The organism is Pseudomonas sp. REB1044 (genome assembly GCF_038813925.1).
Lineage (GTDB): Bacteria > Pseudomonadota > Gammaproteobacteria > Pseudomonadales > Pseudomonadaceae > Aquipseudomonas > Aquipseudomonas boreofloridensis.
On sequence record NZ_CP046139.1, the window covers coordinates 1557598 to 1581689 of the forward strand.

A 24092-nucleotide genomic window follows, 5' to 3' on the forward strand; every position below is an offset into this window, starting at 1 on the left:
ATGAGCATGCAGCAACGCATCGAACGCCAGTTGGCCGAGCTCGGCGACCTGCACTTGCAGGTGCTGAACGAGAGTCACATGCACAGTCGTGGGCAGGAGACGCATTACAAGGCGGTGCTGGTCAGCGAGCAGTTCGCTGGCTTGAACAGCGTCAAACGTCACCAGAAGGTCTACGCCACCATGGGTGAGCTGATGGGTGAAATCCATGCCCTGGCCATTCACACCTACACGCCGCAAGAATGGGCGCAAGTGGGCGTGGCGCCGGCCTCTCCGGTGTGTGCAGGCGGCGGGCACTGAAACCTGCTTGTCGTTCTGGTAGAATCCGCGTCATCCGAGGGCCGCTTTGCGGCCCTCTGCTTTTTGTCAAACCCGGTCCGCCCTTACGAGGGTGACCACCAGGAGAACATGAGTCATGTCCCAACCGATCGTCGTGGCGGCGCTGTACAAGTTCGTCACCCTGAATGACTTCGTCGAACTGCGTGAGCCCCTGCTCAAGGCCATGCTCGACAACGGCGTCAAAGGCACCTTGCTGCTGGCCCACGAAGGCATCAACGGCACCGTTTCGGCCACCCGCGAAGGCATCGATGGCCTGCTGGCCTGGCTGCGCAGCGATGCGCGCCTGGTGGATGTCGACCACAAGGAGTCCTACTGCGACGAGCAGCCGTTCTACCGCACCAAGGTCAAGCTCAAGAAAGAGATCGTCACCTTGGGCGTACCGGGTGTTGACCCGAACCGCCAGGTCGGCACTTACGTCGAGCCCAAGGACTGGAACGCGCTGATCAGCGACCCTGAAGTGCTGCTGATCGACACCCGCAACGACTATGAAGTGGCCATCGGCACGTTCAAGGGCGCCATCGACCCGAAGACCGAGACCTTCCGCGAGTTTCCCGAGTACATCAAGGCCAACTTCGACCCGAGCAAGCACAAGAAGGTGGCGATGTTCTGCACCGGTGGCATCCGTTGCGAGAAAGCCTCCAGCTATATGCTCGGCGAGGGTTTTGAAGAGGTCTATCATTTGAAAGGCGGCGTCCTGAAGTACTTCGAAGAAGTGCCTCAGGAGCAGAGCCTGTGGGATGGCGACTGCTTCGTCTTCGACAATCGGGTCACCGTGCGCCACGACCTGTCCGAGGGCGAGTACGACCAGTGCCACGCCTGCCGCCACCCGATCGACGCCAAGGATCGTGAGTCCGAACATTATTCGCCAGGGGTGAGCTGCCCGCACTGCTGGGACAGCCTCAGCGAGAAGACTCGGCGCAGTGCCATCGACCGGCAGAAGCAGATCGAGCTGGCCAAGGCGCGCAACTTGCCGCATCCGATCGGGCACAACTACAAAGCCGAGGTTTGAGGCATGACGGCACGCCTGCTCTACGTGATGGACCCGATGTGTTCCTGGTGCTGGGGCTTCGCGCCCGTGGCCCAGGCGCTGATCGCCCAGGCGCAGGACGCTGGGGTGCAGACGCAGTTGGTGGTCGGGGGGCTGCGCAGTGGCAGTAGCGCCTTGGATAGCGCGACCCGCCAGTACATCCTCGAGCATTGGCAAGCGGTGGCCGAGGCGACCGGTCAGCCGTTCCGCTTCGATGGCGCCATGCCCGACGGGTTCGTCTACGACACCGAGCCGGCCTGCCGTGCGCTGGTCGCCGCGCGTGGAGTGCAGTGTGCGGATGTCTGGACGCTGCTCGAACTGATTCAGCGCGCATTCTACGAACAGGCGCTGGATGTGACCCGTGCCCCGCAATTGGTGGATTTGGCCGAGCAGGCCGGCTACGCGCGCGAGGCTTTCGCGGCAGCGTTCTCCAGTGCCGATACCCGTGCCCAGACGGCGGCCGACTTTTCCTGGGTGCAGGACCTGGGCATCGCCGGCTTTCCGACGCTGCTGGCCGAACGCAATGGACAACTGGCGCTGCTGACCAACGGCTACCAGCCGCTGGACAAGCTCGAACCGTTGCTGGGCCGCTGGCTGCAGCAGGTCGCCTGTGCTTGATCTTCCAGGGTCGCCAGACCCTGTGCCGGGGAAGCCCGGCGGTGCGCCGGATCGACTGAGCTGGGCGGAAATCCGTCGCCTGGCGCTGCATCACCGCAAGGCGCTGTGGACTGCCAACCTGGTGGCCGTCCTCGCCGCCGCCTGCAGTGTGCCGATTCCGCTGCTGTTGCCGCTGCTGGTCGACGAAGTGCTCCTGGGCCATGGCGATACCGCGCTGAAGTGGATGAACCAATGGCTACCGACTTCCTGGCAGGTCGCAGGCGGCTACATCGGTCTGATGCTGCTGGCCACGTTCAGCTTGCGCCTGGCCTCGCTGGCGTTTGGCGTGATCCAGGCGCGGCAGTTCGCGCGGTTGGCCAAGGACATCGTCTACCGGCTGCGGGTGCGCCTGATCGAGCGACTCAAGCGCATCTCGCTCAAGGAATACGAGAGCCTGGGCAGCGGCACGGTCACTACGCACCTGGTCACGGACTTGGACACGCTGGACAAGTTCGTCGGCGAAACCCTGAGCCGCTTTCTGGTGGCCATGCTGACCTTGACCGGAACCGCCGCCATCCTGCTGTGGATGCACTGGAAGCTGGCGCTGCTGATTCTCCTATTCAACCCGTTGGTGATCTATTTCACTGTGCAATTGGGCAAGCGGGTCAAGCACCTGAAGAAGCTGGAGAACGACAGCACGGGGCGTTTCACCCAGGCCTTGAGCGAAACCCTCGACGCCATCCAGGAAATCCGCGCCAGCAACCGCCAGGGCTATTTTCTAGGCCGCCTCGGCCTGCGTGCGCGGGAAGTGCGTGACTATGCGGTGGCCTCGCAGTGGAAAAGCGATGCCAGCGGCCGCGCCAGCGGCTTGTTGTTTCAGTTCGGTATCGACATCTTCCGCGCGGCCGCCATGCTCACGGTGCTGTTCTCGGATCTGTCCATCGGGCAGATGCTGGCGGTGTTCAGCTACCTGTGGTTCATGATCGGTCCGGTGGAGCAGTTGCTCAACCTGCAATATGCCTACTACGCCGCCGGTGGCGCGCTGAGCCGGCTGAACGAGCTATTGGCGCGTGAGGACGAGCCAGATTATCCCAGTGCCTGCGATCCGTTCAGCGGTCAGCAGACCGTGGGGATCGAGGTGCGCGACCTGCAGTTTTCCTATGCCGACGAGCCCGTGCTCGAGCATTTGAACCTGTCGATCGCGCCAGGCGAGAAGGTCGCCATCGTCGGTGCCAGCGGTGGCGGCAAGAGCACCCTGGTGCAGTTGTTGCTCGGGCTCTATAGCGCCCAGGCCGGGACCATCCGCTTCGGTGGCGCCAGTCTGCAGGAGATCGGCCTGGAAACCCTGCGCGAGCAGGTGGCTGTGGTGCTGCAGCATCCCTCTCTGTTCAACGACAGCGTGCGCGCCAACCTGACCATGGGGCGCGAATGCAGTGACGAGGCCTGTTGGCAGGCGCTGCGCATTGCGCAGCTCGACGCCACCATCGCCGCTTTGCCGCAGGGGCTGGACGCCGTGGTCGGTCGTTCGGGGGTGCGCCTATCGGGCGGTCAGCGCCAGCGTCTGGCGATTGCGCGCATGGTGCTGGCCGAGCCGAAGGTGGTGATTCTCGACGAAGCCACCTCGGCCCTCGATGCGGCGACCGAGTACAACCTGCATCAGGCCCTGGCACGCTTCCTCAGTGGTCGCACCACCCTGATCATTGCCCACCGCCTGTCGGCGGTGAAGCAGGCCGATCGCGTGCTGGTGTTCGACGGCGGTCGCGTGGCCGAGGACGGCGACCACCAGCAACTGATCGCCGAAGGCGGCCTGTACGCCAAGTTGTACGGCCACCTGCAGCAGGCCTGAACGGCACCGAACCTACCCCTGTGATCGTGCGCGGTGCGTGTCTTGTGGCTTGTGGCTGGCCAATGGCCTACGCTGTGCTGGTCTGGGGCAATTAGTGCCATCTGTGCGGTGGGCAGGGACTACATGAAGGGAAATCGGACGCTCGAAGCACCAAGATTGCTGGGGATCATCTGGCCCTTCGTCGCTGTAGTGGTTTTCCAAGTGCTCTTGGGCAGCCTCAGCTTGTATTCGCTCTCGGCCATGCGTGCTTACGTGGCGGGCGAGAGCCTGTGGTCCAAGGCGCAGAAGGACGCCATCTACTTTCTCAGCCTGTACGCGCAAAACCGTGACGAGCAGGTGTTCCAGCGTTATCACCAGGCCATCGCCATCCCTCAGGGTGATCGTCAGTTGCGAGTCGCCCTCGATCAGCCCGTGCCGGATATAGAGGCTGCCCGTACCGGCATTCTGCAGGGCGGCAATCATCCCGATGACGTCAACCGGATCATCTGGTTCTACAAGAACTTCCGCCACATCAGCTACATGGAACGGGCCATCGACTACTGGAACACCGGTGACGACTACCTACTACAGTTGGATGGGGTCGCGCGCGAGATGCACGCCGGTTTCACCCAAGGCAGCGCCAGTGAGGCCGAAGTGGCGCAATGGAAAGCCCGCATCGTGACCATCAACGAGGGCGTCACGCCTGCTGCCAAGGCGTTCAGCAACGCGTTGGGGGAGGGGTCGCGGATGCTGCTGCGGGTGTTGATGGTCACCAACCTGCTCACCGCCCTGTTTCTCATTGTCCTGGCCTGGCGTCGTTCGGCACGCTTACTGTCGCAGCGGCAGGCCTTCGCCAGTGCCCTGCAGATCGAGCGCGAGCGGGCGCAGACCACGCTCGAATCGATCGGCGATGCAGTGATTACTACCGATGTGGATGGCTGCATCCTCTACATGAATCCGGCTGCCGAGCAACTGACCCACTGGCAAGCCAGTCAAGGCCAGGGCTTGCCGCTGGCGGCACTGTTCAGCTTGCTCGACGAAAGCGCGGAGCAGGACAGTCGCACGTTGGTCGAGCAGGTGCTCAGCGGCAGTCTGAAGGGCGGCGCCGAACATGCACGGCTGATCCAGCGCCTGGATGGCAGTACGGTTTCGGTCAACCTGGTCGGCTCGCCCATCCACACCGATGGGCAAATAAGCGGCATCGTGCTCGCCTTGCACGACATGACGCAGGAGCGGCAGTACATCGCCAATCTCTCGTGGCAGGCGACCCACGACGCCCTGACCGGGCTGGCCAACCGCCGCGAGTTCGAGTATCGCCTGGAACAGGCGCTCAACGCCCTGGCCCGCCAGTCCGGGCACCACTCGTTGATGTTCCTCGACCTGGATCAATTCAAGCTGGTCAACGATACCTGCGGCCATGCGGCGGGCGACGAATTGCTGCGGCACATCTGTGCGGTCCTGCAGTCGGGGCTGCGTGAAGGCGATACCTTGGCCCGGCTGGGCGGCGACGAGTTCGGGGTGCTGCTGGAGGATTGCCGTCCTGAGCAGGCCGAGCGCATCGCCGAGCACCTGCGTCAGACCGTGCAGAGCCTGCATTTCGTCTGGAAAGAGCGGCCCTTCGTCACCACCGTGAGCATCGGCCTGGTGCACTTGGGTCAGTTGGCTGGCACGCTCGAGGCCTCGTTGCGCGCTGCCGACATGGCCTGCTACATGGCCAAGGAAAAGGGGCGAAACCGGGTCCAGGTGTATCACGCCGATGACAGCGAGCTGTCCCTGCGCTTTGGCGAGATGGCCTGGATCCAGCGCCTGCATGTGGCCTTGGAGGAAAATCGCTTCTGCCTGTATGCCCAGGAGATCGTTCCCCTCAAGTCTGGCGAGGACGCCGGACACCTGGAGATTCTGCTACGCCTGCACGACGAAAGCGGTCGGACTATTCTGCCCGACAGCTTCATTCCCGCCGCAGAGCGCTACGGTCTGATGCCGGCACTCGATCGCTGGGTGGTGCGCAATGTATTCCAGGTGATTCGTCAGGCGCTGGACGCCGGCAGCGACCAACCGTTGGCCATGTGCGCGATCAACCTCTCGGGTATCAGTATCGGCGACGACAAGTTTCTGGAGTGTCTGCAACGGCTGTTCGACGAGTTCCGCATTCCACCCCAGATGATTTGTTTCGAAATAACGGAAACCAGCGCTATCGCCAATTTGGGAAGCGCCATTCGCTTCATCAATGAATTGAAAGGTTTGAGCTGTAAGTTCTCTCTGGACGACTTCTGCGCCGGAATGTCGTCATTCGCCTATTTGAAACATTTGCCGGTAGACTTCCTCAAGATCGACGGAAGTTTCGTCAAGGACATGCTGGACGACCCCATCAATCGGGCCATGGTCGAGGTGATCAATCACATCGGTCATGTGATGGGCAAGAAAACCATCGCCGAGTTCGTCGAAACGCCACAGATCGAGCAGGCGCTGCAGGAGATTGGCGTCGACTACGCCCAGGGTTATCTGATCGAACGGCCACAGGTGTTCACCTGTGGCTGTCTGCAGCGGCAACGGATTGCAGCAAGGCCCCCAGTTCAGCGGGCGCCGGGGGCCTTCCGCTGACCACGCCAGTGCCCCGCATCATCACAAGGAATCAAGGAGCTGAGAGTGATAGACGCATTCGTAAGGATCGGACCACTGATGGACCCCAGGAGCTATCCTGCCTGGGCCCAGCGGATGATCGAGCAATGTTTCGAGAGCAAGCGTCGTGTGGTGGAGCACGAAATCTACCAACGCTTGAGCGAAGGCACCTTGAGCAAGCAGACGATTCGTCAGTACCTGATCGGTGGCTGGCCAGTGGTCGAGCAGTTTTCCCTCTACATGGCGCACAACCTCACCAAGACCCGCTATGGCCGCCATCAAGGCGAAGACATGGCGCGTCGCTGGCTGATGCGCAACATTCGCGTCGAGCTCAATCATGCCGACCATTGGGTGAAATGGTGCAAGGCCCACGATGTCAGTCTCCACGACCTGCAGGGGCAGGACGTTCCGCCCGAGCTGAGCTTCCTGAACGACTGGTGCTGGCGCGTGTGCAGCACCGAGTCGCTGGCGATCGCCATGGCGGCGACCAACTACGCCATCGAGGGCGCCACCGGCGAGTGGTCAGCGTTGGTCTATCCCGACACGCCCTATGCCCGCGGATTCATCGAGCGCGGTGACAAGGCGGCGATGCGCTGGCTCAAGCTGCATGCCCAATACGACGACGAGCATCCTTGGGAAGCGTTGGAAATCATCTGCACGTTGGTGGGGGAACGTCCTTCGCAGGCGTTGCAGGACGAGTTGCGCAAGGCGATCTGCAAGAGTTACGACTGCATGTACCTGTTCCTGGAGCGTTGCCTGGCGATGGAGCCAGCCCAGCGCCAGGCCGTGCACAAACCGGCGTTGGCGTCGGGGGTGTAGATCGAGGGGCGCGCTGTGCACGGCGCCCCATCCTGGGCTCACTGGGCGTTGAAGGCCTGCCCGTTGACGCCCGTGCTGTCCGGCCCCATGAGGTACATATAGACCGGCATGATCTGCTCGGGCAACGGGTTGTCCTGCGGATTCTCGCTCGGATAAGCCAGCGCACGCATCGCCGTGCGCGTGGCGCCGGGGTTGATGCTATTGGCGCGCACCGGCGCCACGCCTTCCAGTTCATCGGCCAGCGTCTGCATCAATCCTTCGGTGGCGAACTTCGACACGCCATAGGCGCCCCAATAGGCCCGGCCCTTGCGACCCACGCTCGAGGACGTGAACACCACCGATGCGTCCTCGGAGAGCTTGAGCAGCGGCAGCAAGGTGCTGGTGAGCATGAACGTGGCATTGACGTTGATGTGCATGACGCGCATGAAGTTGTCGCCGGACAACTGCTCCAGCGGGGTGCGCGGCCCGATGATCGAGGCGTTGTTGAGCAGCCCGTCGAGGCGCCCGAACTGCTCTTCCACCATCACGGCCAGCTCGTCGTATTGGTGGGGCAGGGCAGTTTCCAGGTTGAACGGAATGACCACCGGTTGCGGATGGCCGGCAGCCTCGATCTGGTCGTAGACCTCGTTGAGGTTGGCTTCGGTCTTGCCCAGCAACAGTACCGTGGCACCCAGCGCGGCATAGGCCTTGGCTGCTGCGGCGCCGATGCCGCGACCGGCACCGGTGACCAGAATGACACGGCCCTTGAGCAGGTCGGCACGTGGGGTGTAGTCGAACATGATGTGATCCCTGTCTGTGCCCCGGTAGTAGGGGCGTTGTCCGTCTTCTCAGCAGCCGCACAGGGCGCTGTCGATCACCTTGCGCAGGTCCAGCGGATGGTCCACGACCACGTCCGCGCCCCAGTTGTTGGGGTTGTCCTCGGGGTGGATATAGCCATAGCGCACGGCGGCGGTACGTGTGCCTGCATCGCGGCCAGATTCGATGTCGCGCAAATCGTCACCGACGAACAGCACGCTGGCCGGGTCCAGGCCAAGGGTCTTGCACGCCAGGATAAGCGGCTCTGGGTCAGGCTTGCTGCGGGTGACATGGTCGGGGCAGATCAACAGGGCCGAACGTTCGGCCAAGCCGAGCTGCTGCATGATCGGCTCAGCGAAGCGCACCGGTTTGTTGGTGACCACGCCCCACAGCAAGTTGCCTTTCTCGATGTCGCCCAGCAGCGTGTCCATGCCGTCGAACAGCTTGCTGTGTACCGCGCAATCACGCTGATAGCGCTCGAGAAACTCCAGGCGCAGGGCCTCGAAACCTTCTGCTTCGGGGTCCATGGCAAAGGTGGCGGCGACCATGGCCCGGGCGCCGCCGGAGATCACGCCTCGGATCAGTTCGTCGTCCACCGCCGGCAGGCCGCGCTCGGCGAGCATGGCCTGGCAGATGGCGATGAAGTCCGGTGCAGTGTCCAGCAAGGTGCCGTCCATGTCGAAGAGAACTGCTCGCAGGCGCATGTTCATTCCTCGCGCAGGGTCTGGATCATGTAGTTGACGTCGACGTCGCTGGCCAGTTTGTAGTGTTTGGTCAGCGGGTTATAGGTCAGGCCGATGATGTCCTTGACCTCCAGCCCGACCACACGGCACCAGGCGCCGAGCTCGGAAGGGCGGATGAACTTCTTGAAGTCATGGGTGCCGCGCGGCAGCATCTTGAGGATGTACTCGGCGCCGACGATCGCCAGCAGATAGGCCTTCGGGTTGCGGTTGATGGTCGAAAAGAACACCTGGCCGCCGGGTTTGACCAAGCGCTGGCAGGCACGGATCACCGACGAAGGGTCTGGCACGTGCTCGAGCATTTCAAGGCAGGTGACCACATCGAACTGACCGGGCATCTCTTCGGCCAGCGCTTCGGCGGTGATCTGCCGGTAGTCCACTTCGACGCCGGACTCGAGCTGGTGCAGGCGCGCCACCGCCAGCGGTGCTTCGCCCATGTCGATCCCGGTGACCGTCGCGCCGCGCTGGGCCATGGCTTCGCTGAGAATGCCGCCGCCGCAGCCGACATCCAGTACGGTTTTTCCGGCGAGGCTGGCGCGCTCGTCGATCCAGTTGACCCGCAGCGGGTTGATTTCGTGCAGGGGCTTGAACTCGCTCTCGCGGTCCCACCAGCGGTGGGCCAGGGCCTCGAACTTGGCGATTTCGGCGCGGTCGACGTTGCTCATTGAACAGATCCTCTGAAAGCTTCGATAAAAGGTGTCTCAGGCGAGCAGCCTTGGCTGCCCGCCAGTCATGCTTGGCCGTCGCGAATACGCGCGCCCCACTCGCGGGCGCTGGCGATCAGCGCGGCCTCGTCCATCTGAGTCAGTCGGTGGTTCTCGACCAGGCGCTGGCCCGCCACCCAGACATCGCGCACGCAGTCGCGGCCCGTGGCGTAGATCAACTGTGAAACAGGATCATGCACCGGTTGCTGAGCCAGGCCCGTGAGGTCGAACACAGTGATGTCCGCTGCCTTGCCGACTTCCAGCGAGCCGATGCAGGCCTCCAGCCCTAGCGCCCGGGCGCCGTTGAGCGTGGCCATGCGCAAGGCGCGGTGGGCATCCAGAGCGGTGGCCGAACTGGCAACGGCTTTGGCCAGCAGGGCGGCGGTGCGGGCTTCGCCAAGCAGGTCGAGGGCATTGTTGCTGGCGGCGCCATCGGTACCCAGCGCGACGTTGACGCCGGCCTGCCACAGGCGCTCGACCGGACACAAACCGCTGGCCAGTTTGAGATTGGAGTGTGGGCAATGCACCACGCTGGTGTTGCTTTCTACCAGCAGGGCCAGGTCGTCTTCGCTGACCTGGGTCATGTGCACCGCCTGCAGGCGCGGGCCAAGCAGGCCCAGACGGGCCAGGCGCGTCAACGGACGCTCGCCGTGTTCGGCTTCGCCACGTTGCACTTCATCGGCTGTTTCGTGGATGTGCATGTGCAGCGGCGCATCCAGTTGGTCAGCGATGACGCGTATGTTTTCCAGGTTTTCGTCGTTGAGCGTATAAGGCGCGTGAGGGCCGAGGGCGAGGGTGATGCGCGGGTGATGGCGCACGTCGCCGAACAGCGCGATGGCCTGATGCAGGGCCTCGTCGGGGCTGCGCGCGCCGGGAACGGCGAAGTCCATCAAGGGCACGGCCACTTGCGCGCGCATACCACTGCGATGCACGCGGTCACAGGCTTCGCGCGGGAAAAAATACATGTCGGCGAAGCAGGTGATGCCGCCCTTGAGCTGTTCGGCAATGGCCAGGTCGGTGCCGTCTCGCACGAAAGCCTCATCGACCCAGCGCGCTTCAGCGGGCCAGATATGCGCGTGCAGCCAGGTCATCAGCGGCAGGTCGTCGGCCAGGCCGCGAAACAGGCTCATGGCAGCATGGCCGTGGGCATTGATCCACCCAGGGGTCAGCACGCAGTCGGGCAGTTCGAGCACCTCCCGTGCCTGCGGTGCCCGCTCGCGCGGCCCCAACCAGGCGATCAGACCATCGCGAATGCCAAGCGCGTGCCCCTCCAGCACCACTCCGGCCGGTTCCACAGGCACCAGCCAGGTGGGAACGAGCAGCAGGTCAACGGGCAAAGAGGCTGGCGGCATGCGCAGGGTCCGGGGTTTCTGACGATTTAACGCGCAGTATACCCGAGCGCTCGCGGCCTGGGCTCGCTATAATCGTCCGCTTTTGATCAGTCAACGGCGGGGAGAGGCGATGCGCGAGCGACTTATGGCGGCAGAGAAGGTGACCGGCATCCAGTGGCGTGATGGCACCCTGCACCTGCTCGACCAGCGTCTGCTGCCTGCCCGCGAGCAATGGCTGGAGTGTGCCGACGTCGCCTCCGTCGTGCAGGCGATCCGCGCCATGGCCGTGCGTGGGGCGGCGGCCATTGGTATCGCTGCAGCCTATGGGCTGGTTCTTGCCCTGCGCGAGCGCCTGAGCGAGGACGATTGGGAGCAGGCGCTGGAGGAGGATTTTCTCGAGCTGGCTGAAGCGCGCCCTACGGCTGCCAATCTTTTCTGGGCGCTGAACCGCATGCGTGAGCGCCTGCAGCGCCTGAGTCCCGAAGATGATCTGTTGGGGCTGATGGAAGCCGAGGCGGTGGCCATCCACGAAAGCGATCGTGAAGCCAACCTGACCATGGCCCAGCACGGCATCGAGCAGATCCGTCGCCATCAGGGTAGCGAACAGACCTTGCTCACCTACGGCAACGCCGGCGCCCTGGCCAGTGGTGGCTTCGGTACGGCCCTGGGGGTGATCCATGCCGCCTATCTGGAAGGCATGGTCGAGCGGGTGTATGCCGGCGAAACCCGGCCGTGGCTGCAAGGCTCGCGGCTCACGGCCTGGGAGTTGGCGCATGAGGGCATTCCGGTCACCGTATGTGCCGACTCGGCGCTGGCACATCTGATGAAGACCAAAGGCATCACCTGGGTCGTGGTTGGCGCCGATTGCATCGCCGCCAATGGCGATGTGGCGAGCAAGATCGGTACCTATCAGATGGCGGTCGCGGCCATGCATCACGGCGTGCGCTTCATGGTCGTGGCATCGAGCACCAGCATCGACCTGAATTTGCCCAGTGGCGAAGACATTCCTCTGGAAGAGCGCGAGGCGGACGAACTGCTTGAAGTGGCCGGCAAGCGGGTGGCGGCCGAGGTCGAAGTGTTCAATACCGTCTTCGATGTGACGCCCGCAGACCTGATCGACGTGATCGTGACCGAAAAGGGCATTGTCGAGCGTCCTGACACGGCCAAGATCGCCCAACTGATGTGTCGCAAACGCCTGCATTGAGTGCTGGAACGCCTGGCAGATCGGCACAGAATTACGCCCCGGTGGCATCCTGCCCTCTCTCCCACCGCGCAGCCGTTTGTGATACCATCCGGCAGTTTCCAAGGGTGCTGTTTGCGGTGCCCTTCATTGCGCAGATCCTGGGCTCAACTCATTGATTTGTCGTATGTCGCCCCTGCGTCGAACGCGGTGGCGGCGAGCTTCGTTCGTCCACCGATGGACATCACGAAGTTTCACCAGAAAAAGGAATCAGGCTTCTCATGGGCGAACTGGCCAAAGAAATCCTCCCGGTCAATATCGAAGACGAACTGAGACAGTCCTACCTCGACTACGCGATGAGCGTGATTGTCGGGCGAGCGCTGCCCGATGCGCGTGATGGCTTGAAGCCCGTGCATCGCCGCGTCCTGTTCGCAATGAGCGAACTGGGCAACGACTGGAACAAGCCGTACAAGAAGTCCGCCCGTGTGGTCGGTGACGTCATCGGTAAGTACCACCCGCACGGCGACACCGCCGTGTACGACACCATCGTACGCATGGCGCAGCCGTTCTCGCTGCGCTACCTGCTGGTCGACGGTCAAGGCAACTTCGGCTCGGTGGACGGCGACAACGCCGCCGCCATGCGTTACACCGAAGTGCGCATGACCAAGTTGGCCCACGAGCTGCTGGCCGACCTGCACAAGGAAACCGTCGACTGGGTCCCCAACTACGACGGCACCGAGCAGATCCCGGCGGTCATGCCGACCAAGATCCCCAACCTGCTGGTCAACGGTTCCAGCGGCATCGCCGTGGGCATGGCGACCAACATCCCGCCTCACAACCTGGGTGAGGTGATCGATGGCTGCCTGGCGCTGATCGACAATCCCGAGGTCACGGTCGACGAACTCATGCAGTTCATCCCGGGCCCGGACTTCCCGACCGCTGGCCTGATCAACGGCCGCCAGGGCATCATCGAGGCCTATCGCACCGGTCGTGGCCGCATCTACATGCGCGCCCGCTCGCAGATCGAAGACATCGACAAGGTCGGTGGCCGCCAGCAGATCGTCATCACCGAGCTGCCGTACCAGCTGAACAAGGCGCGTCTGATCGAGAAGATTGCCGAGCTGGTCAAGGAGAAGAAGCTCGAAGGCATCACCGAGCTGCGTGACGAGTCCGACAAGGACGGCATGCGCGTCGTCATCGAGCTGCGTCGCGGCGAGGTGCCGGAGGTGGTGCTCAACAACCTCTACCAGCAGACCCAGCTGCAGAGCGTATTCGGCATCAATATCGTCGCCCTGATCGACGGCCGTCCGCGCCTGCTCAATCTCAAGGACCTGCTCGAAGCCTTCGTGCGTCACCGCCGTGAAGTGGTGACCCGGCGCACCGTGTTCGAGTTGCGCAAGGCACGCGAGCGTGGGCACATCCTCGAAGGTCAGGCGGTCGCGCTGTCCAACATCGACCCGGTCATCGCGCTGATCAAGGCCTCGCCAACGCCGTCGGAGGCCAAGGAAGCGCTGATCAGTACGCCCTGGGAGTCCAGCGCCGTGCAGGTCATGGTCGAGCGTGCTGGCGCCGACTCCTGCCGTCCAGAGGACCTTCCGGAGCAGTATGGTCTGCGTGATGGCAAATACTGGCTGTCGCCCGAGCAGGCCCAGGCCATCCTCGAGCTGCGCCTGCACCGCCTGACCGGCCTGGAGCACGAGAAGCTGCTGGCCGAGTACCAGGAGATCCTCGAGCAGATCGGCGAGTTGATCCGCATCCTCAATAGCGCCCAGCGCCTGATGGAAGTGATCCGCGAAGAGCTGGAGGCGATTCGCGCCGAGTATGGCGATGTGCGTCGCACCGAGATTCTCGATGCCCGCCACGACCTCAACTACGGCGACATGATCCCCGAAGAAGAGCGTGTGGTGACCATTTCCCACGGCGGCTATGCCAAGACCCAGCCGCTGTCTGCCTACCAGGCGCAGCGCCGTGGTGGCAAGGGCAAGTCGGCGACCGGCGTGAAGGACGAGGACTACATCGAGCATCTGCTGGTTGCCAACAGTCACGCCACCCTCCTGCTGTTCTCCAGCAAGGGCAAGGTGTATTGGCTCAAGACCTACGATATTCCTGAAGCGTCCCGCGCGGCGCGTGGCCGTCCTATGGTCAACCTGCTGCCCCTGGAAGAGGGCGAGCGTATCACCGCCATGCTGCAGATCGACCTCGAAGCGTTGCAGCAAAGCGATGAGCTCGACGAAGAGCTCGATGAGGCCGATGACGCCGTGCTCGAGGGCGAGGTGGTCGAGCCCGAGGAAGTCGACGAGGAAGAAGGTGACACGCCAGAGCTGGTCGCCGAGCCGACCGGCGCCTACATCTTCATGGCGACCGCCCTGGGGACCGTGAAGAAGACTCCGCTGGTGCAGTTCGCTCGTCCTCGCTCCAACGGTCTGATCGCCGTCAAGCTCAAGGAAGGCGACACCCTGATCGCCGCCGCGATCACCGACGGTGCCAAGGAAGTGATGATGTTCTCCAGCGCCGGCAAGGTGATCCGCTTCGCCGAAGGCGTGGTTCGCCAGATGGGTCGTACCGCTCGCGGTGTGCGCGGTATGCGTCTGGGCAAGGGCCAAGAGGTGATCTCCATGCTGATCCCCGAGTCTGGCGCGCAGATCCTGACCGCTTCCGAGCGCGGCTATGGCAAGCGCACCCCGCTGTCCAAGTTCCCACGTCGCGGTCGCGGTGGTCAGGGCGTCATCGCCATGGGGACCAAGGGGCGCAACGGTCTGCTGATCGGGGCCATCCAGGTCCATGAGGGCGAGGAAATCATGCTGATTTCCGACCAGGGTACCTTGGTTCGTACGCGCGTCGGCGAGGTCTCCAGCCTGAGCCGCAACACGCAGGGTGTGACGCTGATCAAGCTGGCCAGCGACGAGACGCTGGTCGGTCTGGAGCGTATCCAGGAGCCTTCCGAAGACGAGCTCGACGACAGCGTCGAGTTAGGCGAGGAGGGTGCCGAGCTCGAAGGCACAGAGGATGATGCTGCGGGTGCTGAAGAGGCTCCGCAGGAGTAAGTAGACGCAAGACCCGAACGGGGCGACCAAGGTCGCCCCGTTCGACTGATTGCCCTTGGCAATGCCCTGTATTCAGCGGTCGCTTCTTGTGGGGCGGCCTTGCGCCGCGCTAAGACTGCAAGGCGGCCTCAGCGTCGCCCATGCGAGCAACAGCGCGGCCCGCCAGTAACGATTTTGTTCTATTTGTCAGAGCGAGAGTGGATGTGAGCAAACGAGCCTTCAACTTCTGCGCAGGCCCTGCCGCGCTTCCCGACGCTGTCCTGCAGCGCGCCCAGGCCGAGATGCTGGATTGGCATGGCAAAGGCTTGTCGGTGATGGAGATGAGCCATCGCAGCGACGAATACGTCGCGATCGCCGAAAAGGCCGAGCAGGATCTGCGCGAACTGTTGTCCATCCCCTCGAACTACAAAGTGCTGTTCCTGCAGGGCGGTGCCAGCCAGCAGTTCGCCGAGATCCCGTTGAACCTGCTGCCGGAGAACGGCACCGCCGACTACATCGAGACCGGTATCTGGTCGAAGAAAGCCATCGAGGAAGGTCGCCGCTTTGGCACCATCAACGTGGCGGCCAGCGCCAAGCCTTACGATTACCTGGCCATTCCCGGGCAAAACGAGTGGCAACTGACCGCTAATGCTGCCTACGTCCACTACGCGTCCAATGAAACCATCGGCGGACTGCAGTTCGACTGGGTGCCGCAGACGGGCGACGTACCGCTGGTGGTGGACATGTCTTCCGACATTCTCTCCCGGCCTATCGACGTGTCCCAGTTCGGACTCATCTATGCGGGCGCACAGAAGAACATCGGCCCGAGTGGTCTGGTGGTGGTGATCGTGCGAGAGGACCTGCTGGGTCGCGCTCGCAGCAGTTGCCCGACCATGCTTGACTACAAGATTTCGGCCGATAACGGTTCGATGTACAACACGCCGGCTACTTATTCCTGGTACCTGTCGGGCCTGGTCTTCGAGTGGCTCAAGGAGCAGGGCGGTGTCGAGGCCATGGAGCAGCGCAATCGGGCCAAGAAAGACCGCTTGTATGGCTTCATCGATGCCAGCGAGTTCTACACCAACCCCATCAGCCACAATGCCCGCTCGTGGATGAACGTGCCGTTCCGCCTGGCTGACGAGCGCCTGGACAAAGCCTTCCTGGCCGGCGCCGATGCACGCGGTCTGCTCAACCTCAAAGGGCACCGTTCGGTTGGCGGCATGCGCGCTTCCATCTACAACGCCTTGGGTCTGGAGGCTGTCGAGGCCCTGGTGCAGTACATGACTGAATTCGAGAAGGAGCACGCCTGATGGTCGAGCAGGAACTCAAGGCGCTGCGCGTGCGCATCGACAGCCTCGACGAGAAGATCCTCGAGCTGATCAGCGAGCGCGCCCGCTGCGCCCAGGAAGTGGCCAAGGTCAAGACCTCCTCGCTCGCCGAAGGCGAGAAGCCGGTGTTTTACCGTCCCGAGCGTGAGGCTGCGGTGCTCAAGCGCGTGATGGAGCGCAACAGAGGACCACTGGGCAACGAGGAGATGGCGCGACTGTTCCGCGAAATCATGTCCTCCTGCCTGGCCTTGGAAGAGCCGCTGAAAGTGGCTTACCTCGGCCCTGAAGGCACTTTTACGCAAGCGGCGGCCATGAAGCATTTCGGCCACGCGGTCGTGAGTCGCCCCATGGCGGCCATCGACGAGGTGTTCCGAGAGGTGGCGGCCGGTGCCGTCAACTTCGGCGTGGTGCCCGTGGAAAACTCGACGGAGGGTGCGGTCAGCCATACCCTGGACAGTTTCCTCGAGCATGACATGGTGATCTGCGGTGAGGTGGAGCTGCGTATCCACCATCACCTGCTGGTGGGGGAGAACACCAAGACCGGCAGCATCACGCGCATCTACTCCCATGCGCAGTCGCTCGCTCAATGCCGCAAATGGTTGGACGCCCACTACCCGAACGTCGAGCGGGTGGCGGTCTCCAGCAATGCTGAGGCGGCCAAGCGCGTGAAGGGTGAATGGAATTCGGCGGCGATCGCCGGTGACATGGCAGCCAATCTCTACGGGCTGACCCGACTGGCTGAGAAAATCGAAGACCGTCCGGACAACTCCACGCGTTTTCTGATGATCGGCAGCCAGGAAGTGCCGCCGACTGGGGACGACAAGACCTCGATCATCGTCTCCATGAGCAACAAACCCGGTGCGCTGCACGAGTTGTTGGTGCCGTTCCACGATAACGGGATCGACCTGACCCGCATTGAGACGCGGCCTTCGCGCAGTGGCAAGTGGACCTACGTGTTCTTCATCGACTTCGTCGGCCACCATCGTGACCCATTGATCAAGGCCGTGCTGGAGCAGATCAGCCAGGAGGCTGTAGCCCTCAAGGTGCTTGGGTCTTATCCGAAGGCGGTGCTTTGACTCGAGGCTGTAGGGGGTAGAGCGGCCCGCAACCCCCTCACAGTTCGTCCCGATTTCCAAACAAGGTTCGCACCCGTGGTAAATGCAGCAGAAAGCAAATCCGCGCCCATCGTCGATCGTCTGGTCGTCGTCGGTCTCGGCCTGATCGGTGGTTCGTTCGCTAAGGGCTTGCGTGAAAGCGGCCTGTGCCGCGAAGTGGTCGGCGTCGATCTGGATGCCGAATCGTGCAGGCAGGCGGTGGCGCTCGGCGTGGTCGATCGTTGCGAAGACGATCTGGCCACCGCGTGCGTCGGTGCCGATGTGATCCAGCTTGCTGTCCCGATTCTCGCCATGGAGAAGCTTCTAGCACGCCTGGCTGTGCTGGAACTTGGGGGGGCTTTAATTACCGATGTCGGCAGCGCCAAGGGCAATGTAGTGCGCGCTGCGCGGGCTGTGCTCGGCGAGCGTCTTCCTCGGTTCGTACCGGGCCACCCGATCGCGGGTTCCGAGCAGAGCGGTGTGGAGGCATCCAACGCGGTGCTGTTCCGTCGGCACAAGGTCATCCTCACGCCGCTTGGCGAAACCGATGGCGCCGCCTTGGCATTGGTCGATCGGTTGTGGCGTGCGCTGGACGCTGACGTGGAACACATGCCGGTCGAGCGCCACGACGAAGTGCTGGCCGCCACCAGTCACTTGCCGCACCTGCTGGCCTTCGGTCTGGTGGACTCGCTGGCCAAACGCAATGAAAACCTCGATATCTTCCGGTACGCTGCCGGGGGCTTCCGCGATTTCACGAGAATCGCTGGCAGCGACCCGATCATGTGGCACGACATCTTCCTCGCCAACCGCGAGGCTGTCCTGCGCACGCTGGATACATTTCGCAGCGACCTCGACGCTTTGCGCGACGCGGTCGATGCAGGAGACGGGCACCAACTGCTGGGTGTGTTCACCCGTGCTCGGGTCGCCCGTGAGCATTTCAGTAAAATCCTGGCCCGCCGGGCCTATGTGGACGCTATGAACGCCAACGACCTGATTTTCCTGGCCCAACCTGGTGGCCGCCTGTCCGGACGGATTCGCGTACCGGGCGACAAATCCATCTCCCATCGCTCGATCATGCTGGGCTCCCTGGCCGAGGGCACCACTGAGGTCGAGGGTTTCCTCGAGGGCGAGGACGCTCTGGCAACCCTCCAGGCCTTCCGTGACATGGGTGTGGTCATCGAAGGTCCGCACCACGGCCGCGTGACCATTCACGGTGTCGGCCTGCAGGGTCTCAAGCCGCCGCCCGGTCCGATCTACCTGGGCAACTCGGGCACGTCGATGCGCCTGCTCTCCGGTCTGTTGGCTGGACAGCCATTCGACGTGACCATGACCGGCGATGCCTCGCTGTCCAAGCGCCCGATGAACCGCGTTGCCAATCCGCTGCGGGAAATGGGGGCGGTGGTCGAGACGGGGCCTGAGGGACGTCCACCGCTGACCATTCGCGGCGGCCAGAAACTGAAGGCGCTGAACTACACGTTGCCGATGGCCAGCGCCCAAGTGAAGTCGTGCCTGTTGCTGGCCGGCCTGTACGCCGAAGGCACCACCACCGTCACCGAGCCCGCGCCAACCCGTGACCATACCGAGCGGATGCTGCGGGGCTTCGGTTATTCGGTGCACAGCGATGGTCCGGTAGCTTCGCTGCAAGCAGGCGGCACGCTGAAAGCCACTCGCATCGAAGTGCCCGGCGATATTTCGTCATCGGCCTTCTTCCTGGTGGCGGCATCCATTGCCGAAGGTTCTGAGTTGGTGCTGGAGCATGTCGGCATCAACCCGACCCGAACCGGCGTGATCGATATTCTGCGCCTGATGGGCGGCGACATCACTCTGGAAAACCAGCGTGAAGTGGGTGGCGAGCCGGTCGCTGACCTGCGCGTGCGCGGCGCGAAGCTCAAGGGCATCGACATTCCAGAGGCGCTGGTGCCGCTGGCCATCGACGAGTTCCCGGTGCTGTTCGTCGCCGCGGCCTGTGCCGAAGGGCGTACCGTGCTGCGCGGCGCCGAAGAACTGCGGGTCAAGGAGTCCGACCGTATCCAGGTCATGGCCGATGGCTTGCAGGCGCTGGGCGTCACGTGCGAGCCCACGCCGGATGGCATCATCATCGATGGCGGACCGATCGGTGGCGGCGAGGTCCATGGTCACGGTGATCACCGTATCGCCATGGCCTTCAGCGTCGCTTCGCTGCGGGCCAGCGCGCCAATCCGCATTCATGACTGCGCCAACGTCGCCACGTCGTTCCCGAACTTCCTGGCGCTGTGTGCCGAAGTGGGTATCCGCGTGGCACAAGAGGCGCAGTCGTGAATTCGCTGGCGCCGGTCATCACCATTGATGGACCTAGTGGCTCCGGCAAGGGTACTGTGGCCGGGCTGCTGGCGCGTGAGCTGAGCTGGCGACTGCTCGATTCCGGGGCGCTGTATCGGTTGCTGGCATTCAACGCGACCAACCATGGCGTCGACCTGACCAACGAAGAACTGCTCAAGGCCTTGGCGGCTCACCTGGACGTGCAGTTCATCGCGGCGGAGCCCGGCAAGCTGCAGCAAATCATTCTCGAAGGCGAGGATGTCAGCCATGTCATCCGTACCGAGACGGTCGGGGCGGGTGCCTCCATGGTTGCCTCACTGCCGGCCGTTCGCGAAGCGCTGCTGCAGCGCCAACGTGCCTTTCGCGAAGCGCCGGGGCTGATTGCCGACGGTCGCGACATGGGCACCGTGGTATTTCCAGACGCCCCGCTGAAAGTCTTCCTTACGGCCAGTGCCGAGGAACGAGCGCGTCGCCGTTACCTGCAGTTGAAGGGCAAGGGTGAAGATGTTAGTCTGTCAAGTCTGCTAGATGAGATTCGTGCGCGCGATGAGCGCGACACCCAACGCGCAGTGGCCCCGCTCAAGCCGGCGGCCGATGCCATCCAGTTGGACTCCACCGAATTGTCCATCGAGCAGGTGCTGCAACGGATCAGAAGCGAGATCGCCCTGCGCGATCTGCTCTGATCATCAGGAAAGCAGGCAGGGGCACCAGTCATCGTCCTGCCTGCTTTCCTTTACTTAAACGAAACCCACATTGTCTGGAATGTGGCGATGGGCGTCTGTTTCGCCCGAATCTACAGGAATTAAAATGAGCGAAAGCTTTGCAGAACTCTTTGAAGAAAGCCTGAAAACCCTCAATCTTCAGCCGGGTGCCATCATCACCGGTATCGTTGTCGACATCGACGGCGACTGGGTTACCGTACATGCCGGTCTGAAATCCGAGGGCGTCATCCCGCTCGAGCAGTTCTACAACGAAGCTGGCGAGCTGACCATCAAGGTCGGTGACGAAGTGCACGTTGCGCTGGACGCGGTCGAAGACGGCTTTGGCGAAACCAAGCTGTCCCGTGAAAAAGCCAAGCGCGCTGAGTGCTGGATTGTTCTGGAAGCAGCTTTCGCCGCCGAAGAAGTGGTCAAGGGCGTTATCAACGGTAAGGTTAAAGGCGGCTTCACTGTCGACGTTAACGGCATCCGTGCGTTCCTGCCGGGCTCCCTGGTTGATGTCCGCCCAGTGCGCGACACCACCCACCTGGAAGGCAAAGAGCTGGAATTCAAGGTCATCAAGCTGGACCAGAAGCGCAACAACGTTGTTGTTTCGCGTCGCAGCGTGCTGGAAGCCGAGAACTCCGCCGAGCGCGAAGCCCTGCTGGAAACCCTGCAGGAAGGCCAGCAAGTCAAAGGTATCGTCAAGAACCTCACCGACTACGGCGCATTCGTGGACCTGGGTGGCATCGACGGCCTGCTGCACATCACCGACATGGCGTGGAAGCGCATCAAGCACCCATCGGAAATCGTTAACGTTGGCGACGAAGTCGACGTGCGCGTTCTGAAGTTCGACCGTGAGCGCAACCGCGTTTCGCTGGGTCTGAAGCAAATGGGCGAAGATCCGTGGGTCGCTATCACTGCCCGTTACCCAGAAGGTACTCGCGTACAAGCGCGCGTTACCAACCTGACCGACTACGGCTGCTTCGCGGAGCTGGAAGAAGGTGTTGAAGGTCTGGTACACGTTTCCGAAATGGACTGGACCAACAAGAACATCCACCCGTCGAAAGTCGTTCAGGTTGGCGACGAAGTGGAAGTTATGGTGCTGGACATCGACGAAGAGCGTCGTCGTATTTCCCTGGGTATCAAGCAGTGCAAATCCAACCCATGGGAAGACTTCTCCGGCCAGTTCAACAAGGGTGACAAGATCACCGGTACCATCAAGTCGATCACCGACTTCGGTATCTTCATTGGTCTGGACGGCGGCATCGACGGTCTGGTTCACCTGTCCGACATCTCCTGGAACGAAACCGGCGAAGAAGCCGTACGTCGCTTCAAGAAGGGCGACGAGCTGGAAACCGTCATCCTGTCGGTTGACCCAGAGCGCGAGCGCATCTCCCTGGGTATCAAGCAGCTGGAAGACGATCCGTTCTCCAACTTCGTTGCTGTCAACGACAAGGGTGCAATCGTCAAGGGCGTCGTGAAGGAAGTTGACGCCAAAGGCGCCATCGTCACCCTGGCCGATGACATCGAAGCGACTCTGAAGGCTTCCGAAATCAGCCGTGACCGCGTTGAAGATGCGCGTAACGTGCTGAAGGAAGGCGAAGAGATCGAAGCCAAGATCATCAGCGTTGACCGCAAGTCCCGCGTCATCAGCCTGTCCATCAAATCGAAGGACGATGCTGAAGAGCGCGAAGCTATCCAGAGCCTGAAAAACACCGCTCCGGAAGCTGCTGCCGACACCACCATGGCTGCGCTGCTGCGCGAAGCAATGGCCAAGCAGAACTGAGTTCTGTTTGATCGGTAAGAAAAAGGGCGACCCTCGGGTCGCCCTTTTTTGTGTGCGCCAGGCATGGCGCGTTGCGCGTGAGCGTAACCCGCTTGGTTGTGGTGGCCAGGCGGGTGGCTTGGAAGTGAAAGTCCTCTACACACCCGGCAAGGGGAAGTGTTAGCCAGAGGCAAGGGCGTCGCAGGTGACTGCGAATCTGAAGTAAGCCTGAGGCAAAATGCTGGCCTGACGAACAGGGAGCGGATAGAGGCGGCACAGCGGGGTGAGGTGGCACAAATCGCCAAAGCCCGATACTTGCACAGAGCGCTGTGGGGTAGATCCGACAGGAATAAGCAGGAAGGTCGCGCGAATTACCCTGGGAGATCTGCACGTTTGTCACTGTGCTACCGAGCGCAGAGAGGCGGCGGGATGAGCGTGCAGAAGTCAGCCGAAGCCGTAGTAATTGGCGGTTAACGCGCCACCAAGGGCCGAACAGGTTATGCCGCCAGGAGGCATCGCTGTCTCGTTGATAGCCGTAATGCAGAAATGTCCTAAGGAAAATCCGGTCACCCGGGGTTCCGGCCAGAAGCCGAGAATGACTGCTGGTCGTGCAAAAGTACCAACGGCGTCAGTGGCGTGGACGAGCGCGGAGCTGGACGCGCTGATGGAGCGGGCACCGGCAGCCGAGGTCGCGCGTGGTAGCGATGAGCCCAGGTCGCGTGCGCGATCGGCTAAGCGAACTGCTACATGGCGTGCGGGGCGCAAGATGGTGAGCGTCATTGGGTTGATAAACCCCGTGTTATGAGGTTGGGCTGACTATTTCAAGCCTTATCAGAGCAAATGGCCGCTTGAGGTACTGGATGGTTGGGTCAGGCGCAAACTTCGCTGTGCCATCTGGCACCAATGGAAGCAACCCTTCACGAGGACGTGCAACCTGATGTGTCTAGGGTTAGACGTACAAATCAGCCTTCAATGGCCGAGGCCCATGGTGGAACTCCGGAGCACCACGCATGAGTCAGGCGCTGCCGAAGAAACTATGGGGTCGACTTGGGTTTGTCTCGATACCGGATGCGATCAATCGGCTTAGTCGCATAACCTGAACCGCCGTGTACGGAACTGTACGCACGGTGGTGTGAGAGGGTGGTCAGTGCGAACTCGTCTCCTGCTCCATCGTCTACCCCCCCCCGACTTCAGGCCTGGTTCTTCTTCACATCAAAATTGCTGGCATTCGTACATGCGGCGCGCTTGCCGCGTGTGTATAAGCGTCCGGGGAACTCACCTTCCGAACTCCAGCATTAAGGGCGATGGTGTCCGCGTATTTTTAAGCGGACGCGATCACCCTTATCGCTAGGATTTCCATGCGCCACCGACGCTCTTATCCGAAACAATTCAAAGCCCAGGTCGTTCAGGAATGCCTGCAACTTGGCGCAACCGTGTCCAGTGTCGCCATCAGCCACGGCATCAATGCCAATGTCATCCGAAAATGGCTGCCGTTCTATCGAGATCAGCCCGCAGCGACTTCCTACCGGCATTCGTTCCGCTAAAAGCCGCACCTAAACGGCCAGACGAAGCATCAGTGATCATTGAGTTGCCCGTGGCCGGGCAATTGATCACGGTGAAATGGTCAGCCTCGGATCCTGAGGGCTGCGCGAAATTTATCCGGGCTGTGGCCCAATGATCCGCATCGATGCGTTCTGGCTGGCCACCGAGCCGATGGATATGCGCGCCGGCACCGAAACTGCATTAGCTCGGGTGATCGGCGTGTTCGGTGCGGCGAAACCGCACTGCGCTTACCTGTTCGCCAACCGCCGGGCTAACCGGATGAAAGTGTTGGTGCACGATGGCGTGGGCGTCTGGCTTGCCGCGCGGCGCCTGAATCAAGGCAAGTTTCACTGGCTCGGTATTCGCCA

The 24092-nt window shown here is 62.3% G+C and carries 18 protein-coding genes and 2 pseudogenes; 16 read left to right on the forward strand and 4 right to left on the reverse strand.

Translation table 11 applies throughout. The annotated features are described in order from the left end of the window. The 6 genes from GKC70_RS07410 to GKC70_RS07435 all read left to right on the forward strand — a co-directional run bounded on the left by GKC70_RS07410 (position 1) and on the right by GKC70_RS07435 (position 7223). Positions 1 to 297: a BolA family protein gene (locus GKC70_RS07410; protein ID WP_029611955.1), complete on the forward strand. Its 297-nt coding sequence runs from the start codon at positions 1 to 3 to the stop codon at positions 295 to 297. A 115-nt stretch (positions 298 to 412) separates the two neighbouring features. Further along, positions 413 to 1345 carry a rhodanese-related sulfurtransferase gene (locus GKC70_RS07415; RefSeq protein WP_029611954.1) on the forward strand — a complete coding sequence of 311 codons (933 nt, stop codon included), beginning with the start codon at positions 413 to 415 and terminating at the stop codon, positions 1343 to 1345. 3 nt (positions 1346 to 1348) lie between these two features. Next, entirely contained in the window at positions 1349 to 1981 is a 633-nt protein-coding gene (locus tag GKC70_RS07420) for a DsbA family protein (RefSeq protein ID WP_342650940.1), read from the forward strand. Further along, complete coding sequence (locus tag GKC70_RS07425) at positions 1974 to 3806, forward strand: ABC transporter ATP-binding protein (protein ID WP_342650941.1); 1833 nt, start codon at positions 1974 to 1976, stop codon at positions 3804 to 3806. The genes GKC70_RS07420 and GKC70_RS07425 overlap by 8 nt, the downstream gene beginning before the upstream one ends. A 123-nt stretch (positions 3807 to 3929) precedes the next feature. Beyond that, positions 3930 to 6386 carry an EAL domain-containing protein gene (locus GKC70_RS07430; RefSeq protein ID WP_342650942.1) on the forward strand — a complete coding sequence of 819 codons (2457 nt, stop codon included), beginning with the start codon at positions 3930 to 3932 and terminating at the stop codon, positions 6384 to 6386. 45 nt (positions 6387 to 6431) lie between these two features. After that, positions 6432 to 7223: an iron-containing redox enzyme family protein gene (locus GKC70_RS07435; RefSeq protein WP_317872256.1), complete on the forward strand. Its 792-nt coding sequence runs from the start codon at positions 6432 to 6434 to the stop codon at positions 7221 to 7223. Between the two features lie 38 nt (positions 7224 to 7261). On the opposite strand, the gene GKC70_RS07440 is transcribed toward GKC70_RS07435, so the two are convergent. The 4 genes from GKC70_RS07440 to GKC70_RS07455 form a co-directional block, all read right to left on the reverse strand. Continuing rightward, complete coding sequence (locus GKC70_RS07440; protein WP_342650943.1) at positions 7262 to 8002, reverse strand: YciK family oxidoreductase; 741 nt, start codon at positions 8000 to 8002, stop codon at positions 7262 to 7264. Between the two features lie 48 nt (positions 8003 to 8050). Then, a complete protein-coding gene (gene mupP / locus GKC70_RS07445) occupies positions 8051 to 8722 on the reverse strand; it encodes an N-acetylmuramic acid 6-phosphate phosphatase MupP (protein WP_039579279.1) in 672 nt (223 codons plus the stop codon). Between the two features lie 2 nt (positions 8723 to 8724). Next, entirely contained in the window at positions 8725 to 9423 is a 699-nt protein-coding gene (ubiG, locus tag GKC70_RS07450) for a bifunctional 2-polyprenyl-6-hydroxyphenol methylase/3-demethylubiquinol 3-O-methyltransferase UbiG (protein WP_039579277.1), read from the reverse strand. Positions 9424 to 9488: 65 nt separating this feature from the next. Beyond that, positions 9489 to 10814 (reverse strand): TRZ/ATZ family hydrolase, encoded by a 1326-nt coding sequence (locus tag GKC70_RS07455; protein ID WP_342650944.1) that lies wholly within the window; start codon positions 10812 to 10814, stop codon positions 9489 to 9491. A 109-nt stretch (positions 10815 to 10923) separates the two neighbouring features. On the opposite strand from GKC70_RS07455, the gene mtnA reads away from it, so the two are divergent. From mtnA to tnpB, 10 genes and pseudogenes are all read left to right on the forward strand, one after another. Beyond that, complete coding sequence (gene mtnA, locus GKC70_RS07460) at positions 10924 to 11997, forward strand: S-methyl-5-thioribose-1-phosphate isomerase (RefSeq protein ID WP_342650945.1); 1074 nt, start codon at positions 10924 to 10926, stop codon at positions 11995 to 11997. A 257-nt stretch (positions 11998 to 12254) separates the two neighbouring features. After that, positions 12255 to 15017: a DNA gyrase subunit A gene (gene gyrA / locus GKC70_RS07465; protein ID WP_342650946.1), complete on the forward strand. Its 2763-nt coding sequence runs from the start codon at positions 12255 to 12257 to the stop codon at positions 15015 to 15017. A 203-nt stretch (positions 15018 to 15220) separates the two neighbouring features. Next, positions 15221 to 16306: a 3-phosphoserine/phosphohydroxythreonine transaminase gene (gene serC, locus GKC70_RS07470; protein ID WP_342650947.1), complete on the forward strand. Its 1086-nt coding sequence runs from the start codon at positions 15221 to 15223 to the stop codon at positions 16304 to 16306. Beyond that, positions 16306 to 17400 carry a prephenate dehydratase gene (pheA, locus tag GKC70_RS07475; RefSeq protein WP_342650948.1) on the forward strand — a complete coding sequence of 365 codons (1095 nt, stop codon included), beginning with the start codon at positions 16306 to 16308 and terminating at the stop codon, positions 17398 to 17400. Before serC ends, pheA begins: the two co-directional genes overlap by 1 nt. Positions 17401 to 17508: 108 nt before the next feature. Continuing rightward, on the forward strand, positions 17509 to 19716 hold the full coding sequence (locus GKC70_RS07480) for a bifunctional prephenate dehydrogenase/3-phosphoshikimate 1-carboxyvinyltransferase (protein WP_342651481.1): 2208 nt from the start codon (positions 17509 to 17511) through the stop codon (positions 19714 to 19716). Further along, a complete protein-coding gene (gene cmk / locus GKC70_RS07485; RefSeq protein WP_029613714.1) occupies positions 19713 to 20399 on the forward strand; it encodes a (d)CMP kinase in 687 nt (228 codons plus the stop codon). Before GKC70_RS07480 ends, cmk begins: the two co-directional genes overlap by 4 nt. 124 nt (positions 20400 to 20523) lie before the next feature. Beyond that, on the forward strand, positions 20524 to 22203 hold the full coding sequence (gene rpsA / locus GKC70_RS07490) for a 30S ribosomal protein S1 (protein WP_029613715.1): 1680 nt from the start codon (positions 20524 to 20526) through the stop codon (positions 22201 to 22203). Between the two features lie 653 nt (positions 22204 to 22856). After that, positions 22857 to 23282: pseudogene (locus GKC70_RS07495) on the forward strand (group II intron maturase-specific domain-containing protein); the annotation flags it as partial. A 258-nt stretch (positions 23283 to 23540) separates the two neighbouring features. Continuing rightward, complete coding sequence (locus tag GKC70_RS07500) at positions 23541 to 23726, forward strand: transposase (protein WP_342650949.1); 186 nt, start codon at positions 23541 to 23543, stop codon at positions 23724 to 23726. A gap of 175 nt (positions 23727 to 23901) precedes the next feature. Next, positions 23902 to 24072: pseudogene (tnpB, locus tag GKC70_RS07505) on the forward strand (IS66 family insertion sequence element accessory protein TnpB); the annotation flags it as partial. Positions 24073 to 24092 lie beyond the last annotated feature (20 nt).

Excerpts from the sequence above, each read along its gene's own strand:
- GKC70_RS07410 (WP_029611955.1), top strand. The coding sequence starts at position 1 with ATGAGCATGCAGCAACGCATCGAACGCCAGTTGGCCGAGCTCGGCGAC.
- GKC70_RS07415 (WP_029611954.1), top strand. The coding sequence starts at position 413 with ATGTCCCAACCGATCGTCGTGGCGGCGCTGTACAAGTTCGTCACCCTG.
- GKC70_RS07420 (WP_342650940.1), top strand. The coding sequence starts at position 1,349 with ATGACGGCACGCCTGCTCTACGTGATGGACCCGATGTGTTCCTGGTGC.
- GKC70_RS07430 (WP_342650942.1), top strand. The coding sequence starts at position 3,930 with ATGAAGGGAAATCGGACGCTCGAAGCACCAAGATTGCTGGGGATCATC.
- GKC70_RS07440 (WP_342650943.1), bottom strand. The coding sequence starts at position 8,002 with ATGTTCGACTACACCCCACGTGCCGACCTGCTCAAGGGCCGTGTCATT.
- mupP (WP_039579279.1), bottom strand. The coding sequence starts at position 8,722 with ATGCGCCTGCGAGCAGTTCTCTTCGACATGGACGGCACCTTGCTGGAC.
- ubiG (WP_039579277.1), bottom strand. The coding sequence starts at position 9,423 with ATGAGCAACGTCGACCGCGCCGAAATCGCCAAGTTCGAGGCCCTGGCC.
- GKC70_RS07455 (WP_342650944.1), bottom strand. The coding sequence starts at position 10,814 with ATGCCGCCAGCCTCTTTGCCCGTTGACCTGCTGCTCGTTCCCACCTGG.
- mtnA (WP_342650945.1), top strand. The coding sequence starts at position 10,924 with ATGCGCGAGCGACTTATGGCGGCAGAGAAGGTGACCGGCATCCAGTGG.
- gyrA (WP_342650946.1), top strand. The coding sequence starts at position 12,255 with ATGGGCGAACTGGCCAAAGAAATCCTCCCGGTCAATATCGAAGACGAA.
- pheA (WP_342650948.1), top strand. The coding sequence starts at position 16,306 with ATGGTCGAGCAGGAACTCAAGGCGCTGCGCGTGCGCATCGACAGCCTC.
- rpsA (WP_029613715.1), top strand. The coding sequence starts at position 20,524 with ATGAGCGAAAGCTTTGCAGAACTCTTTGAAGAAAGCCTGAAAACCCTC.
- GKC70_RS07500 (WP_342650949.1), top strand. The coding sequence starts at position 23,541 with ATGCGCCACCGACGCTCTTATCCGAAACAATTCAAAGCCCAGGTCGTT.